This is a genomic window from Kitasatospora phosalacinea, assembly GCF_030268885.1.
Classification (GTDB): Bacteria; Actinomycetota; Actinomycetes; order Streptomycetales; family Streptomycetaceae; genus Kitasatospora; species Kitasatospora phosalacinea_C.
Map to the genome: position 1 here is coordinate 313,827 of NZ_BSSA01000006.1, position 14,762 is coordinate 328,588.

The following is a 14,762-nucleotide window of genomic DNA, read 5'->3' on the forward strand; positions in this document are numbered from 1 at the left end:
GGCCTCAGACGGGGAGGGCCGCGGTGAGCGCCGCCAGCCGTTCGGCGGTCACCGACCCCGGCTCGACGGTGTACACCACCAGCAGCAGCCCCGGCTCGCCGGGCGGGGCGAGCGTCTCGTAGCCGAAGTCCAGCTCCCCCGCCCGCGGGTGCAGCAGCAGCTTCCGTCCGGACGTCTTCTCCCGGACGCCGTGCCGGGCCCACAGCTCGGCGAACAGCGGGCTCCCGGCGGTCAGGTCGGCCACCAGCGCGGCCAGGTCGGGGTCGTCCGGGTGGCGGGCCGCGTCCAGCCGCAGGTAGGCGACCGTCTCGGCGGCGACCCGCTCGAAGTCCGGGTAGAGCCGGCGGCCGGCCTCGGTGAGGAAGGCGTGGCGGGCCATGTTCCGTTCGCCGGGCGGCAGTTCGGAGAAGCCGATCACCGCGTCGGCCGGGGCGTTCCAGGCCAGCACGTCCATGCAGCGGCCCAGTACGAACACCGGTGTCCGCATCGCGTCCAGCACCAGCCGCAGCCCCGGGCGGACCCGTCGCGGCGTGCGCCGGTACGTCCCGCGCGGCGGGCGGGCCAGGTCGTGCAGGTGGCCGCGCTCGGTGCCGTCCAGCCGCAGCACCCGGGCCACCGCGTCCAGCACCTCCGCGGAGACGCCGTCGCCCCGTCCCTGCTCCAGCCGCACGTAGTAGTCGACGCTCACCCCCGCCAGCTGCGCGACCTCCTCCCGCCGCAGCCCCGGCACCCGACGGCGGCGCCCCAGCTCGGGCAGGCCCACGTCCGACGGCTGGATCCGGGCTCGACGCTGCCGCAGGAACTCCCCCAGTTCGCTCATGCCCCCGACGATACGTCGGCCACCGCGAAGGTGGTTCTCCCGGACCCAGGAAAACCACGGCACTGGGTACGGCCGCCGCCGCCGAACAGACTCTTCCCCGTCAGCAGGAAACGCCGGCCGTCGGCCGGCACCGGAGTCCCGCACGGACGAGGAGAGCGATTCCCATGGCTTACCCCACCCTGAACGGCCGCACCGCAGTCGTCACCGGCGCCGCCAGCGGCATGGGCGAGGCGATCGCCCGGCAGCTGGTCGCCGAGGGCGCCCGGGTCGCGCTGCTGGCCCGCCGGACCGACCGGCTCGCCGCGCTGGCCGCCGAACTCGGCCCGAACGCGCTCGCGGTGACCGCCGACGTCACCGACCAGGACTCCGTCGACGCCGCGCAGAAGCTCGTCCACGAGGCCCTCGGCCGGGTCGACCTGCTGGTCAACTCGGCCGGCGTGATGCTGCCGAACCCGGTCGACGACGGCCGGATCGACGAGTGGTCCCGCATGATCGACACCAACGTGACCGGCGTGCTGCGGATGATCCGCGCCTTCGGCCCCGACCTGGTCGCCGCCGCGGCGGACGGCGCGACCGCCGACCTGGTCGACATCTCCTCGATCGGCGCGAGCGTGGTCTTCCCCAACTACGCGGTGTACGGCGCCACCAAGGCCGCGCTGACCCAGCTCTCGGCCGCGCTGCGCAGCGAGTACGGCCCGCGCGACGTCCGGGTCACCAACATCGAGCCCGGCCTCACCGACACCGAGCTCGGCACCCACATCGACAACCCGGCCCTCGGCCCCGAGGGCCAGCTCGGCGCGATGTTCGACGCGATCGGCCCGCTCGCCGCCGCGGACATCGCCGACCTGGTCGCCTACGCGGCCAGCCGCCCCCGGCACGTGAACCTGCGCCAGCTGGTGGTGCTGCCGACCCGCCAGGCCTGAACGGCCCCGGCGGGACGGGCGCCCGGCCGAGGCGCGGTGGGGCGGCGGGGCGCGGCGAGGCGAGGCGCCAGGACCCGGCGCCTGGGGAGAGCTGGTGGCGTCAGGGCCCGGCGCCTGGCGGGAGCTGGTGGCGTCAGGGCCCGGTGTCCGGCGGAGGCGCGGTGGGGCGGCGAGGCCCGGCGCCCGGTGCCCGGCGGAGGTGTGGCCGGGCGTCAGGGGGTGGTGGTCGGGGCGGGGGTGGCGGGTGGGGCCGGGTCGGGTTCCGGGCCGGTCCAGTAGACGGTGCCGCCGCAGCCCAGCGGCAGGGTGGTGCCGAGGGGTGCACCGGCGACGGTCCGGTCCGGCGTGTAGCCGAGTGCGAAGGCCGCCGCCGACCAGTCGCCGCCCGCCAGGCCGGTGGACGGGCCGGCGGTCGGCGTCGGGTCGGCCGCGGCGGCGGCCAGTGTCGGTCCCGGGGCGGGCGCGGTGTCGGCCGCGGCCGCGGCGGCCGCCGCGGCCCCGCTGGCCGCCGGGGAGGGTTGCGTCCCGCCCGGGCCGGTCGGCGAGTCGGAGGCCCCGGCGCAGCGTGCGGGCACCCAGGCGAACCGCACCAGGTACGAGCCGCCCGGGCCGAGTTGCACCTCGGCGGGCAGCCCCGCCGGGTCGGGCAGCGAACCGGCCGGGTCGCCGACGACGTGCGCGAGCAGGTGGACGCCGTCGGCGCCCGTGCCCAGGGCGAGCGTGCCGGGGCCGGGGAGGCGGCAGGCGTGCGCGCCGGTGTTGGTCAGCCGGAACCAGCCGTACACCTGGCCGGTCGCCGGGTCGGCGGCCGCCTGCTGGGCGTCCGGACGGCCGAGGTCGGTGCGGGTGCACAGCGGCGCGGCCGCGGGCGGGGCGCCCTGGCTGCCGCTCGCGGACGGGCTGGCCGCCGTCCCGGGGCTCGGGTCGGCGGTGCCGACGGGCGGCACCGCGGCGGTGGTGCGCGGGTGGCCCGGGTGGCTGCCGGACGTCTTCACCGGGCTGCTCCCCGCCCCGGACGCGGCCTGCCCGCCGGCCGGGTCCCCGGACAGGTCGAACGGCCGGGCGACGTTCACCACCGGCAGGACCGCGGCCGCCGCCGCCAGCACCACGGCCCCGCCCAGCGCCCGTCTGCGGACGGCCCGGCGGCGCGGTACGGCGACCCGCAGCCGGGGCAGCGCGTCCGACGCGGGCTCGACGGCGGAGACGGCGCGGTGCAGCCGGGCCCGCAGCACGTCCTCGGTCAGCGCGCTCCCGGCCTCGCCGCCCGGTGCGCCGCCGGTCGGCCCGCTGCCGGTCGGCCCGTTGCCGGTCGGTCCGCCGCCGGTCGGTCCGCTACCGCTCGGTCCGCCGCCGGGGCGGGGAGGTCGGCCCTCAGTCATCGCCGCGCTCCATCCGCGCCCGCAGGGCGGCGATCCCGCGCGACCCGTACGCCTTCACCGAGCCGACGGAAATGCCGAGCACCTCGGCGACCTGTGCCTCCGTCAGGTCGGCGTAGTAGCGCAGCACCAGCACCTCCCGCTGACGGCGTTGCAACCCCCGTAGCGCGGCCTTGAGTTCGTCGCGCTCCAGCGCATCGTAAGCCCCCTCTTCTGCACTGGCCATGTCAGGCATGGGCTTGGGCAGCAGACGGAGGCCGAGCAGGCGGCGACGCAGCGTGGAACGGGACAGGTTGACCACGGTCTGCCGCAGGTAGGCGAGCGTCTTCTCGGGGTCGCGGACGCGGCGCCGGGCGGCGTGCACCCGGATGAACGCTTCCTGCACGACGTCCTCGCAGGAGGACAGGTCGTCCAGCAGCAGCGCGGCGAGCCGCAACAGGGAACGGTAGTGGGCCCGGTAGGCATCGGTGAGCTGGTCGACGCTGGCCCCGGGCGCGTCCGCTGCCGCCGCAGCAAAGCCCATCCGACTACCGGCCCGCCGGGCCGCCCCGGGCAGGGCGAGCGCCACCGCCCCCGTCACGTTCGTCACGATGGTTGGACACACGATCCCCTGTCCTGGTTGCCCCGGCCGGGGCGTTCTTGCGAGAAGGGGGAATCCCCCTCCCGAGCGCACTGGCTCCGAAGGGGGATTCTGGCAGACCCGGCGGACGGGCCGGGTCCGCTTCACCCGTCCCGCACACAACCGTTGCGGTGTGGGTATCCGGGGCGGACCCGGGGCCGTTCAGCGGCCGGTGCCGCCGTAGACGACCGCCTCGTCGGTGTCGCTGTCCAGGCCGAACGCGGTGTGCACGGCGCGGACCGCCTCCGGCACGTCCTCCGCGCGGGTGACCACCGAGATGCGGATCTCCGAGGTGGAGATCAGCTCGATGTTCACGCCCGCCTCGGAGAGCGCCTCGAAGAAGGTCGCGGTGACGCCCGGGTTCGAGCGCATGCCCGCGCCGACCAGCGAGATCTTGCCGATCGCGTCGTCGAAGCGCAGCGACTCGAAGCCGATGCCCTCCTTGACGCGGTTCAGCGCGTCCAGTGCCTTCTGACCCTCGTTGGTGGGGAGGGTGAAGGAGATGTCGGTCAGACCGGTGGACGCGGCCGACACGTTCTGCACGACCATGTCGATGTTGACCTCGGCGTCCGCGATCGCGCGGAAGATCCGGGCCGCCTCGCCCGGCTTGTCCGGCACGCCGACGACGGTGACCTTGGCCTCCGACGTGTCGTGGGCGACTCCGGAGATGATGGCCTGCTCCATCTCGCCCCCTTCGGGCTTCTTGTTCGGGTTGGTGCCGCTGACGATCGTCCCCGGCAGACCGGAGAACGACGATCGTACGTGAATCGGGATGTTGTAGCGCCGTGCGTACTCCACACAGCGGTCGAGCAGCACCTTCGAGCCGGACGAGGCCAGTTCCAGCATGTCCTCGAAGGCGATCCAGTCGATCTTGCGGGCCTTCTTGACCACCCGCGGGTCGGCGGTGAACACGCCGTCCACGTCGGTGTAGATCTCGCACACCTCGGCGCCCAGCGCGGCCGCCAGCGCCACCGCGGTGGTGTCCGAGCCGCCGCGGCCCAGCGTGGTGATGTCCTTGGAGACCTGCGACACGCCCTGGAAACCGGCCACGATCGCGATGTTGCCCTCGTCCAGGGCGGCCCGGATCCGGCCCGGCGTCACATCGATGATGCGCGCCTTGTTGTGGGTCGAGTCGGTGATCACACCGGCCTGGCTGCCGGTGAACGACTGGGCGTCGAAGCCCAGCGTCCGGATCGCCATGGCCAGCAGCGCCATCGAGATGCGCTCTCCGGCGGTCAGCAGCATGTCGAACTCGCGACCGGACGGAATAGGGGTCACCTGTTCCGCCAGCTCGATGAGTTCGTCCGTGGTGTCACCCATCGCGGAGACCACGACGACGACCTCGTGGCCGGCCTTCTTGGTGTCCACGATGCGGCGGGCGACGCGCTTGATGCCTTCGGCATCCGCGACGGATGAGCCGCCGTACTTCTGCACGACAAGGCCCACGGGGGCTCCTCGACTCGGGGTGGTAGGTCGCGGCCAGTCTAACGAGCAGGGGTCCCCCGGCCGACGCCTTTCACATGGTGAGATACGAATATCGGACTCCGGTCACCGCCGACCGGCAGGTCTGCGGGCCCCGGCCGTCCGCCCCGAAGAATCGCCGCCCCGACGCCGCCCGGCTCCCGGAATCTTCGCCTCCGGGGCGCCGATGACGGTTGCGTCACACCGGGGCGCAGCCCGGGCGCGATCCGCCCACGACCCGCCCGCGGACGCACCGGTGCGCTCCTCGTCGTGCTCCGACGCGCCCCCCGGGCCGCGTTTCGGAGCCCGAGCTCCAGGGCCCGCGCTTCCGGCAGGGCCCGCGCTTCAGAGCCCGAGCTCGGCCGCCATCAGGTCGCCCGCCTGCTGCTCCAACTGCTCGTCGGTCAGCCCGTCGTCGTCGGTGTCCGCCCCGTCCGGCACCGCGCCCAGCGGCGAGTCCAGCCGCACGTGCGCGATCAGCGACTGCAGCGCCCGCAGCACCGCCGTGCAGGTCGAGCCCCAGTTGGACAGGTAGGAGAACTGCCACCACCACAGCGCCTCCGAGACCCGGCCCTCGCGGTAGTGCGTCAGCCCGTGGCTCAGCTCGCTGACCACGCCCGCCAGGTCGTCCGAGATCCGGAACGCGCTCGGCTTCTCCGGCGGGCCGTACGGGTCGAACACCTCGTGGTAGACGTCGATCGGCGCCAGCAGCTCGGCGAGCCGCTCGCGCAGCTCCACCCCGTCCGGCTCCGGCCCGGCGTCCGGCTCGAAGCGGTCCTCCGGCAGGACGTCCTCGATCGCGCCCAGTCGGCCGCCCGCCAGCAGCAGCTGCGAGACCTCCAGCAGCAGCAGCGAGATGGCGCTGCCCGGCTCGTCGCCCTTCGCGACCTCGGTGACGGCCAGCACGAAGCTCTCCACCGAGTCGGCGATCTGCACCGCGAAGTCGTCCGGGGCCCCGGTCCGCCCCAGCGGGCCGCCCGGAAGTTCAGTGGTGTCGGTTCGGTCAGACATCGAGCAGTCGTCTCCCTTCGAACGCCCGGCCGAGGGTGACCTCGTCGGCGTACTCCAAGTCCCCGCCGACGGGCAGTCCGCTCGCCAGCCGGGTGACCTTGAGGCCCATCGGCTTGCACAGCCGGGCCAGGTAGGTCGCGGTCGCCTCCCCCTCCAGGTTGGGGTCGGTGGCCAGGATCAGCTCGGTGACCGTGCCGTCCGCGAGCCTGGTCATCAGCTCGCGGATCCGCAGGTCGTCCGGGCCGACCCCCTCGATCGGGCTGATCGCCCCGCCCAGCACGTGGTACCGGCCGCGGAACTCGCGCGTCCGCTCGATCGCCACCACGTCCTTGGGCTCCTCCACCACGCAGATCACCGCGAGGTCCCGGCGCGGGTCCAGGCAGACCCGGCACTGCTCGGACTCCGCGACGTTGCCGCAGACCGCGCAGAACCGGACCTTCTCCTTCACCTGCTGCAGCGCGTGCGCCAGGCGGCGCACGTCCACCGGATCGGCCTGCAGGACGTGGAAGGCGATCCGCTGGGCGCTCTTCGGACCGACCCCGGGCAGCCTGCCCAGCTCGTCGATCAGGTCCTGCACCACGCCCTCGTACACCTGCCACGCCTTCCTTCGACCGGAGTCCGCTCCGGTGCCATCATCCAACGAATCGGGCGTCGGACACACCGCCCGACGCCCTACTGGCCCATAAATCACACAACCCGTTACCCGGGGTTCCCGGTGCGCACGCGGTGTGCACGCCGAGCGGCTCGGCGGGTCCGGCGACGGGCCCGGCGACGGGCCGGAGCCGGGGCCGGGGCCGGGGCCGTCCGGCGGGCCCGGTGGAGGGCCGGGCCGGTGGGCCGGGGCTCAGGTCAGAACGGGAGGCCGGGGATGCCGCTGCCGCCGCCCAGGCCCTGGGTCAGCGGGCCCATCCGCTCGGCCTGCAGCTTCTGCGCCGCCGCGTTGGCGTCCCGCACCGCGGCCAGCACCAGGTCCGCCAGGGTCTCGGTGTCCTCCGGGTCGACCGCCGCCGGGGCGATGGTCAGCGCGACCAGCTCGCCCGAGCCCGTCACCGTCGCCTCCACCAGGCCGCCGCCCGCGGAACCGGACACCTTCGCCTCGGCCAACTCCTGCTGGGCCCGGCCCAGCTCCTCCTGCATCTTCTGCGCCTGCTTCAAGAGCTGCTGCATGTTCGGCTGGCCACCAGGGAACACGGAACCTCCTCGGTCCGTCGACGGTCCGTCGACACTCCACGACACGACACTCCGCGGCACCGGCGCGCCCGGCCGAGACCGCCCGCACCCGCACCCGCACCCCCGAGCCTACGCGGGCGCCCGTCAGCCCCACGTCAGCTGCGGCCCGCCCCGGCGGACGGCGGACCGGGGCCGGCGCTCCCGGGGCTCAGCTCTGGCGGTGGTGGATCTCCTCCAGCACCGTCGCGCCCAGCTCGCGGACGATCAGCTCCTGGGCGGAGAAGACGTCCTCGACCAGGTCGGGGTCGTCCTCCTCCGGGACGTCGTCCTCCGGCGCCACCTGCGCCTGGGCCTGCGGTTGCGGGTGCGCCTGCGGCTGCGGCGGCTTCGGGGGCTGCTGCACCGGCGCGGGGGCGGGCACCGGGGCGGGTGCCTGCACGACCGGGGCGGGCGCGGGGGCCTGCTGGACGGGCGAGGCGATCTGCTGGACGGGCGCCTGCGGCGGCTGCACGGGGCGGGGCGCCGACGGGGCGCCCCAGCCGCCGGGGGCGGGGGCGGGCGGCGCCGCGGACGGCGCCGACGGCGGGCTCGTCGCGCCCGACGGGTCGACGATGCACTCCACCCGCCAGTCCACGCCCAGCGCGTCCGCCAGCGCCTGCCGCAGCACCTCGTCGCTGTGGCTGCCGACGAAGCTGTCCCGGGCGCCCGCGTTCACGAACGACACCTGCAGCGTGCTGCCGTCGAACCCGGCCACCTGGCCGTTCTGGCTCAGCAGGATCCAGGTGAACCGGCGGCGGTTCTTCACCGCCTCCAGGATCTGCGGCCACATCTGCCGGATCTGCGCCGCACCCTGCTGCGCCGCCACCGAGGGCTGCCCACCGGTCGGCGCCGCCGCCGGGACGGGCGCCGGGGCCGCGGGCGCGGGCGCCGGGGCCTGCTGGACGGGCGCGGGCGCCGCGGGGGCGGCGGGCGCGGGGGCCGCTGCGGGTGCGGTCGGCTGCTCACCGGGCGCGAAGCTGCGCGGGATCGGCCAGGCACCCGGCGCGGGACCCGCCGGGGCGGGCGCGGGCACCTGCTGGACGGGCGCCGGGGCCGCGGGCGCCGGCTGGACGGCGGGCGCGGGGGCCTGCGGCGGCTGCTCGGCGTAGGAGGGCGGCGGGGCCGGGGCCTGCTGGGCGGGTGCGGAGGGCTGGAACGCCACCGGGGCGGCGAAACCGCCCGTCGCCGCCCGCCGCTCCAGCTTGTCCAGCCGGGCCTGCACCGACAGCTCGTCCCCGTACGCGCCGGGCAGCATCACCCGGGCGCAGATCAGCTCCAGCTGCAGCCGGGGCGCGGCGTTGCCGCGCATCTCGGTCAGGCCGGTGTTCACCAAGTCCGCGGCGCGGCTCAGCTCGGCCGGGCCGAAGCGGTCGGCCTGCGCCTGCATCACCGCGATCCGGTCGGCCGGGGCGTCGATCAGGCTCTTCTCCCCCGCGTCCGGCACGGTGGCCAGGATCACCAGGTCGCGCAGCCGCTCCAGCAGGTCCGTCACGAACCGCCGCGGGTCGTGCCCGCCCTCGACCACCCGGTCGACCACCTGGAACACCGTCGCGCCGTCCTGCGCGGCGAAGGCGTCCACCACCTCGTCCAGCAGCGCCGCGTCGGTGTACCCCAGCAGCGCCGTCGCCATCTGGTACGTCACGCCGGCCTCGCCCGCGCCCGCCAGCAGCTGGTCCATCACCGACATCGAGTCGCGCACCGAACCGGCACCGGCCCGCACCACCAGCGGGAACACCGCGTCCTCGACCTGGATGCCCTCCCGGCCGCAGACCTGCGCCAGGTAGTCGCGCAGCGTGCCGGGCGGCACCAGCCGGAACGGGTAGTGGTGCGTGCGGGACCGGATCGTCCCGATCACCTTCTCCGGCTCGGTGGTCGCGAAGATGAACTTCAGGTGCTCCGGCGGCTCCTCCACCACCTTCAGCAGCGCGTTGAAGCCGGCCGAGGTCACCATGTGGGCCTCGTCCAGGATGAAGATCTTGTACCGGCTGTGCACCGGCGCGAAGAACGCCCGCTCGCGCAGCTCGCGCGCGTCGTCCACACCACCGTGCGACGCGGCGTCGATCTCGATCACGTCGATCGACCCCGGCCCGCCCGTCGCCAGGTCGCGGCAGGACTGGCACTCCCCGCACGGATCGGGGGTCGGCCCCCGCTCGCAGTTCAGGCAGCGGGCCAGGATGCGGGCGCTCGTCGTCTTCCCGCACCCGCGCGGCCCGCTGAACAGGTACGCGTGATTGACCCGGTTGTTGCGCAGGGCCTGCTGGAGCGGGGCGGTCACGTGCTCCTGCCCGATGACCTCCGCGAAGGTCTCGGGGCGGTAGCGGCGGTACAGGGCTAGGGACACACCCCCGAAGATATCGGGCCCAACCGACAAACGCGGCCGCCCACCCGCCAACGCCCCGGGAACGCAAGGACCCCTCGCGCACCCGCCAGAGCTCTCCTACCCTTGCTGCCTTCCGGCCCTGGGGGGGTTCAGCGAGATGGCGCCACACGAGGGGCTGCCCCAAGAGTAGCGGATCCCGGCCCCCACTCCCCCCACCCACCCCCAACTCCGATCCGCAGGCCGCCCCGGCCACCCACCTGCGAGAGCGTGGTCGCAACCACCCCTCGACATGTACTAAGCTCTCCCACGGAGGATTCGCCTAGAGGCCTAGGGCGCACGCTTGGAAAGCGTGTTGGGGGCAACCCCTCACGAGTTCGAATCTCGTATCCTCCGCCTCTGCCTAGCAAGGCAGTTGAAGGCCCCGACCGGGTTCCCGGTCGGGGCCTTCTTCGTGCCCTGGTCTCAGTTTTGGTCTCAGTTCCGATTTTTGGCCCCCCGTGGCCGGGCCGCCGCCTGCTACCCCGCTCCGGAGCGGCGTTGCTTGGCCCGGGCACGCGACACGATCGTCCGCGCACCGGACGCGTTCATGCGCATACGCGCGAACTCGATGCTCACATCGAACCGCGTCGCCACCTGCTCGTCGGTCCAGTCCCTGAAGGCCACCTCGATGGCAGCCTTCATAGGAACCAGAAGTTCGCCCGACAGCGCGAGGGCCTGCGCCTCCTACATCTTCACGACCGGGTCCAGGCTCCGGCACCCCCCGTCAGTGAACACAACACTGCTGAACTCGTGCTCCAGCAGAAGGTGTGCCATCTCGTGCGCGACGTTCGACCGGCGACGCTGCGGATTGTGCGAGCTGTTCTCGACGATGAAGCGCGCTGTACCTACCGGAACCAGAGCCGCAGACCAGGTGCCCGCACGCTCGCTGGCAAAGTACTCCAGAGTCTCCGCCGGGCAGCCCGAGTCGCCAAGCTCGCTCAGCGGGTAGACCGGAATGCCGTACTCATCCGCGAGGCGAGCGAGATCGATGGACTGATGAAGCCCGACCTGGATGCGGGCCCGCTCTTCCAGAGCCAGGTCTTCCAGCGCCTTCTTCGTCCACCGCTGCCCCACGCCTCACCTCGAACCAGACTCTCGGTCGGCGGCAAACCGACGCACGGCCGCACCGATCAGCTCTTCCAAGTGCTTCACATCTGCCTCGCCCAAGTCGGAGCGAGCTCGCAGTAGCGGGGCAAGCTGCACAAGAAGCTCAGGTTCTTCGGGTACTTCACCCGGCCGGACGCCCTCGTCCACCATGAAGCTCTCGGCCGGCTCGCCGAGCCAGCTCACCAGCGCGGCAAACGCGTCCACGTCCGGACGGTTGCCATTGGCCAGCCGCGTCATGGTCGACGGGCTGACGCCCACCCGAACAGCCAGCTGCCTCCACGAAAGGTCTCTCGACGCCCTTGCGGCGTCCAGCGCCGCGTAGAGGGCGGCCACGTTCACCTTCGTCCGGGCCATCGCCCTCCTCCTCGGTCTCTGTTCCCCTACCTCCTTTCTACCAGTGTTTGACATCTCGAACACCACGGCTTACCTTGATCCTCAAGAGATGTTCGACATCTCAAACAGTGACGGCATCTCGACACGTCCATGCCGGGTGCCCGAGCAGTCCCAGGAACGACACCATCAAGATCGGAAAGAGGTGCCCGATGGAAACCCCCATCGACACGACCACCAAGACGGACCCCCACCAGCACGTCAGCGTCACCGTGAAGGTCAACAACCAGGACGTAACGCTGCCGGACCGCGAGGTGACCGGCCTGGAGATCAAGCAGGCCGCGATCTCGCAGGGCCTGCCGATCGACGTGGGCTTCCAGCTCTCGGTCAAGCGCAGCCATGGCCGGTACGAGGTGGTGGACGACGATGAGCTGATCCGCGTCCACGCCCACCAGGAGTTCCTCGCCGTGCCGCCGGACGACAACTCGTGACCTCCTCGACTCCGGCTATCGCCGAAGCTGTCGAAGCCGTTCGGGCCCAGTTCGCCGGTCATCCGGTCGAGGTGGTCCCGGACGGCTCCGGCGGGGTCTACGTCATCGTGGAGCAGGTCGAGATCGGAGCGGCGTACGTGCCGTCGACGACCTGGCTGGGCTTCCAGATCAGCGCGGCGTACCCGGACGCCGATGTCTACCCGCACTACGTCGGTCCGCTCGCTCGTACGGACGGCGGAGCGCACGGGCAGGCCATCCAGTCGGTCACGTGGCGGGATCGGCCGGCCCTGCAGATCTCCAGGCGTTCGAACCGCCGCGACCCGAACATCGACAGCGCCGCGCTCAAGGCCGAGAGGATCCGTCAGTGGCTCGCCGACCAGTGAACCCGCCCGCCACGGGGTGGAGCCTCACCATTCCGCCCAAGATCTGGGACCGCCTGTCGGATCACGTCCTGGGGTCGGCCGCCCGCGGCGCTGTCCTTCTCGCCGGCCTCGCCGACGGGCCGCGCGGACCCCGGCTGCTCGCCCGCGAGCTGATCCTCGCCGACGAGGGCACGGACTACGTCCCCGGCGAGTTCGGCCACCGGGCTCTCGCACCGACCTTCGTACGCGACGCGGTGATCCGAGCCCGGGACGAGGGACTCGCGTACCTTGCTGTTCACGCCCATCTCGGACTCGACCACGTGGGCTTCTCCGAGATCGACCTGGCCAGCCACGAGCGCGGCTACCCCAGCCTCGGCCAGATCAGCGGCCAGGTGGTCGGAGCGCTCGTGCTGTATTGGACAGGTGTTTTGAGAGCCGGTGGGACATCGAGATCGGGAGCCACTGGTTCGGACATCGAGATTGAGAGCCACCCGGGGTAGGGGCGCGACACGCCGCGTACGGGGGATGGTGATCGACTGCTCCGGTTGGCCGCTGTCAGGCTGTGGTCCTTGATCACGGTCATGTCAGGAGGCCGGGGTGGCTTTGTCGCGCGAGTTGCTGTTCGAGAGGATCCGCAGGGATCGCCGTGCCGATCCGTCGGTCTCGGGCCGGCAGCTGGCTCTGCGGTATCGGGTGAGCCGGAACACGGTGGCTGAGGCGCTTCGGACGCCGGTCCCGCCAGAGCGCAAGAAGCCGGAGCCCCGGGGGTCGGTGTTGGAGCCGGTGATGGCCCGGATCGACGAGATGCTGTGGTCAGATCTGGAGGCGCCGCGCAAGCAGCGGCACACCATCGAGCGGATCAAGGTCCGGCTGGCCGTGGAGCACGGTTTCGAGCTGGCGTCGTACTCGACGATCCGGGATTACGTCCACGACCGGCGTCCGCAGCTCACCGCGCTGGCCAAGGAGAGTCGTCGGCATCTGGAGGGCACGGTCCCGCAGGAGAAGCAGCCCGGGCAGGAGGCGGAGGTCGACTTCGCGGACGTCTGGCTGGACCTGGCGGGCGAGCGGGTGAAGTGCGTGCTGTTCACGCTCCGGCTTTCCTACAGCGGCAAGGCCGTCCACCGGGTTTACGCGACCGCGTCCCAACAGGCATTTCTGGAAGGGCATGCGGCCGCGTTCGAGACGCTGGGCGGCGTGCCGGCCCGGCACATCCGGTATGACAACCTTCGGCCGGCGGTCCGGCAGGTCTGCTTCGGGCGGGACCGCAACGAGTCGACGCGCTGGGTGAGTTTCCGGTCCTGGTATGGGGTGACGCCGTTCTACTGCATCCCGGGCGAGGAGGGCGCTCACGAGAAGGGCGGGGTCGAGCACGAGGGCGGCAGGTTCCGCCGCACCCACCTGGTCCCGCCGCCGCAGGTCGCAACACTGGCGGAGCTGAACGAGATGCTCGCCGAGATCGACCAGCTGGAGGACGACCGGCACATTCAGGGCCGGCCGACCAGCATCGGGTTCGACTTCGAGGCCGAGCGGCCTCTGCTGAACCCGCTGCCCGCGGACGCCTACGACTGCGGGCTGGACCTGACGCCGACGGTCCACCGCAACGGCCGGATCACGGTCCGCCAGTGCTACTACTCGGTGCCGGCCCGGTTCATCGGCGGCACCGTGAGGGTGTCGCTGCGGGCGAACGAGCTGCTGGTCTTCGACGGCCGCCATGTGGTCGCTAAGCACCCGAGGCTGACGCGCCGTTACACCTACCACGACATCCTGGACCACTACCTGGAGGTCCTGCTGGTCAAGCCGGGGGCGCTGGCGGGCGCCGCGGCCCTCGCCCAGGCCCGCGCGGAAGGCACGTTCACCTCCGCGCACGAGGCGTTCTGGGCCGCCGCCCGCGAGGCGCACGGCGAGCGGGAGGGCACCCGGGCGCTGATCGAGGTCCTGCTGCTGCACCGGCAGCTGCCCGCCGACGCGGTCGTCGCCGGGATGGAGGCCGTCCTGCGGACCGGTTCCTGCAGCGCGGAACTGGTGGCGATCGAGGCTCGCAAGGCCCAGGAGACGCCCGGCGTCCTCCAGGAGCCGGCCGAGCCGGTGACGGAGGACCCGGTCCAGGCCGAGGCACTCGCCCGGCTCGGCCTCGCACCCGAGGCCAGGGGCAACGTGATCTCCCTGCACGCCCGCCGCCCACTGCCGGCCGACACCCGGCCGCTGCCCTCGCTGTCGAAGTACGACCGGTTGCTCAAGCGCAGGTCCACCGAGGAAGGAACGGCATGACCCTCACCACCGCGAACAGCACCGCCGGGCTGCGCGAGCTGACCGGGACGGAGGCGCCCGGGCGCCTGCACCGCCCCGACGTCGACCCGGAGGACGCGCTGATCGACGAGTCCTGCAAGATCCTGCGGCTGCCCACGATCCGCGACCGGTTCGAGGAGCTCGCCCAGGCCGCCCGCCGGGAGAAGTACACCTACAAGCAGTTCCTGCTGGACTTGCTGCAGGTCGAGTGCGCCGACCGCGACGTCCGGCGCCGCCAGCGCCTGGTCGCGGCCGCCCGCTTTCCGAGGCAGAAGCGGCGCGAGTTATCTGGCGTTGTCCGGGCCAGCACAGGCATGTGCCCAGGTCAAAGCGCTGCTGATGCCGTCAGTAGCGATAGACCCTGCAGACTCGGGCATGTCCTGCCGCTCGGTAGGGTGCGGTGCGGCA

The 14,762-nt window shown here is 72.8% G+C and carries 15 protein-coding genes, 1 tRNA gene, 1 other RNA gene and 1 pseudogene; 7 read left to right on the forward strand and 11 right to left on the reverse strand.

The features are described 5' to 3' along the window. Nucleotides 1-4: 4 nt before the first annotated feature. Complete coding sequence (locus QSK52_RS12340; RefSeq protein ID WP_285736013.1) at nt 5-820, reverse strand: helix-turn-helix transcriptional regulator; 816 nt, start codon at nt 818-820, stop codon at nt 5-7. Between the two features lie 164 nt (nt 821-984). Between QSK52_RS12340 and QSK52_RS12345 the strand changes: the two genes are divergently transcribed. Further along, nucleotides 985-1,743 (forward strand): SDR family oxidoreductase, encoded by a 759-nt coding sequence (locus QSK52_RS12345; protein WP_285736014.1) that lies wholly within the window; start codon nt 985-987, stop codon nt 1,741-1,743. A 212-nt stretch (nt 1,744-1,955) separates the two neighbouring features. On the opposite strand, the gene QSK52_RS12350 is transcribed toward QSK52_RS12345, so the two are convergent. The 8 genes from QSK52_RS12350 to ffs all read right to left on the reverse strand — a co-directional run bounded on the left by QSK52_RS12350 (nt 1,956) and on the right by ffs (nt 9,919). After that, nucleotides 1,956-3,122 carry a hypothetical protein gene (locus QSK52_RS12350; protein WP_285736015.1) on the reverse strand — a complete coding sequence of 389 codons (1,167 nt, stop codon included), beginning with the start codon at nt 3,120-3,122 and terminating at the stop codon, nt 1,956-1,958. Then, on the reverse strand, nt 3,115-3,642 hold the full coding sequence (locus QSK52_RS12355) for a SigE family RNA polymerase sigma factor (RefSeq protein WP_051778552.1): 528 nt from the start codon (nt 3,640-3,642) through the stop codon (nt 3,115-3,117). Before QSK52_RS12355 ends, QSK52_RS12350 begins: the two co-directional genes overlap by 8 nt. Before the next feature lie 258 nt (nt 3,643-3,900). Further along, nucleotides 3,901-5,184: an aspartate kinase gene (locus QSK52_RS12360; RefSeq protein ID WP_285736016.1), complete on the reverse strand. Its 1,284-nt coding sequence runs from the start codon at nt 5,182-5,184 to the stop codon at nt 3,901-3,903. A gap of 360 nt (nt 5,185-5,544) precedes the next feature. Then, nucleotides 5,545-6,210 carry a DUF5063 domain-containing protein gene (locus QSK52_RS12365; protein WP_285736017.1) on the reverse strand — a complete coding sequence of 222 codons (666 nt, stop codon included), beginning with the start codon at nt 6,208-6,210 and terminating at the stop codon, nt 5,545-5,547. After that, nucleotides 6,203-6,802 (reverse strand): recombination mediator RecR, encoded by a 600-nt coding sequence (gene recR, locus QSK52_RS12370; protein ID WP_033256413.1) that lies wholly within the window; start codon nt 6,800-6,802, stop codon nt 6,203-6,205. Before recR ends, QSK52_RS12365 begins: the two co-directional genes overlap by 8 nt. A 257-nt stretch (nt 6,803-7,059) precedes the next feature. Next, entirely contained in the window at nt 7,060-7,377 is a 318-nt protein-coding gene (locus tag QSK52_RS12375) for a YbaB/EbfC family nucleoid-associated protein (RefSeq protein WP_033256412.1), read from the reverse strand. 211 nt (nt 7,378-7,588) lie between these two features. Further along, nucleotides 7,589-9,760, reverse strand: a complete 2,172-nt coding sequence (locus QSK52_RS12380; protein ID WP_285736018.1) for a DNA polymerase III subunit gamma and tau — start codon at nt 9,758-9,760, stop codon at nt 7,589-7,591. Nucleotides 9,761-9,822: 62 nt separating this feature from the next. Further along, nucleotides 9,823-9,919, reverse strand: an RNA gene (gene ffs / locus QSK52_RS12385) — signal recognition particle sRNA small type. A gap of 128 nt (nt 9,920-10,047) precedes the next feature. Between ffs and QSK52_RS12390 the strand changes: the two genes are divergently transcribed. Next, nucleotides 10,048-10,132: transfer RNA gene (locus tag QSK52_RS12390), tRNA-Ser, on the forward strand. 123 nt (nt 10,133-10,255) lie between these two features. Here QSK52_RS12390 and QSK52_RS12395 read toward each other — a convergent pair. Together QSK52_RS12395 and QSK52_RS12400 are read right to left on the reverse strand one after the other, a co-directional pair. Beyond that, nucleotides 10,256-10,852: pseudogene (locus tag QSK52_RS12395) on the reverse strand (ImmA/IrrE family metallo-endopeptidase). A 3-nt stretch (nt 10,853-10,855) separates the two neighbouring features. Next, nucleotides 10,856-11,305, reverse strand: a complete 450-nt coding sequence (locus QSK52_RS12400; RefSeq protein WP_285736019.1) for a helix-turn-helix domain-containing protein — start codon at nt 11,303-11,305, stop codon at nt 10,856-10,858. Nucleotides 11,306-11,427: 122 nt separating this feature from the next. Here QSK52_RS12400 and QSK52_RS12405 point away from each other — a divergent pair, with 122 nt between their 5' ends. The 5 genes from QSK52_RS12405 to QSK52_RS12425 form a co-directional block, all read left to right on the forward strand. After that, nucleotides 11,428-11,706: a multiubiquitin domain-containing protein gene (locus tag QSK52_RS12405; RefSeq protein ID WP_285736020.1), complete on the forward strand. Its 279-nt coding sequence runs from the start codon at nt 11,428-11,430 to the stop codon at nt 11,704-11,706. Continuing rightward, nucleotides 11,703-12,089, forward strand: a complete 387-nt coding sequence (locus QSK52_RS12410; protein WP_285736021.1) for a hypothetical protein — start codon at nt 11,703-11,705, stop codon at nt 12,087-12,089. The genes QSK52_RS12405 and QSK52_RS12410 overlap by 4 nt, the downstream gene beginning before the upstream one ends. Beyond that, nucleotides 12,086-12,568: a hypothetical protein gene (locus tag QSK52_RS12415; protein ID WP_285736022.1), complete on the forward strand. Its 483-nt coding sequence runs from the start codon at nt 12,086-12,088 to the stop codon at nt 12,566-12,568. Before QSK52_RS12410 ends, QSK52_RS12415 begins: the two co-directional genes overlap by 4 nt. A gap of 103 nt (nt 12,569-12,671) precedes the next feature. Then, nucleotides 12,672-14,336: an IS21 family transposase gene (gene istA, locus QSK52_RS12420; RefSeq protein WP_435053229.1), complete on the forward strand. Its 1,665-nt coding sequence runs from the start codon at nt 12,672-12,674 to the stop codon at nt 14,334-14,336. Continuing rightward, nucleotides 14,333-14,762 (forward strand): ATP-binding protein (locus tag QSK52_RS12425; protein WP_285736024.1); only part of this gene is annotated, 430 nt, incomplete at its 3' end. The genes istA and QSK52_RS12425, both read left to right, overlap by 4 nt.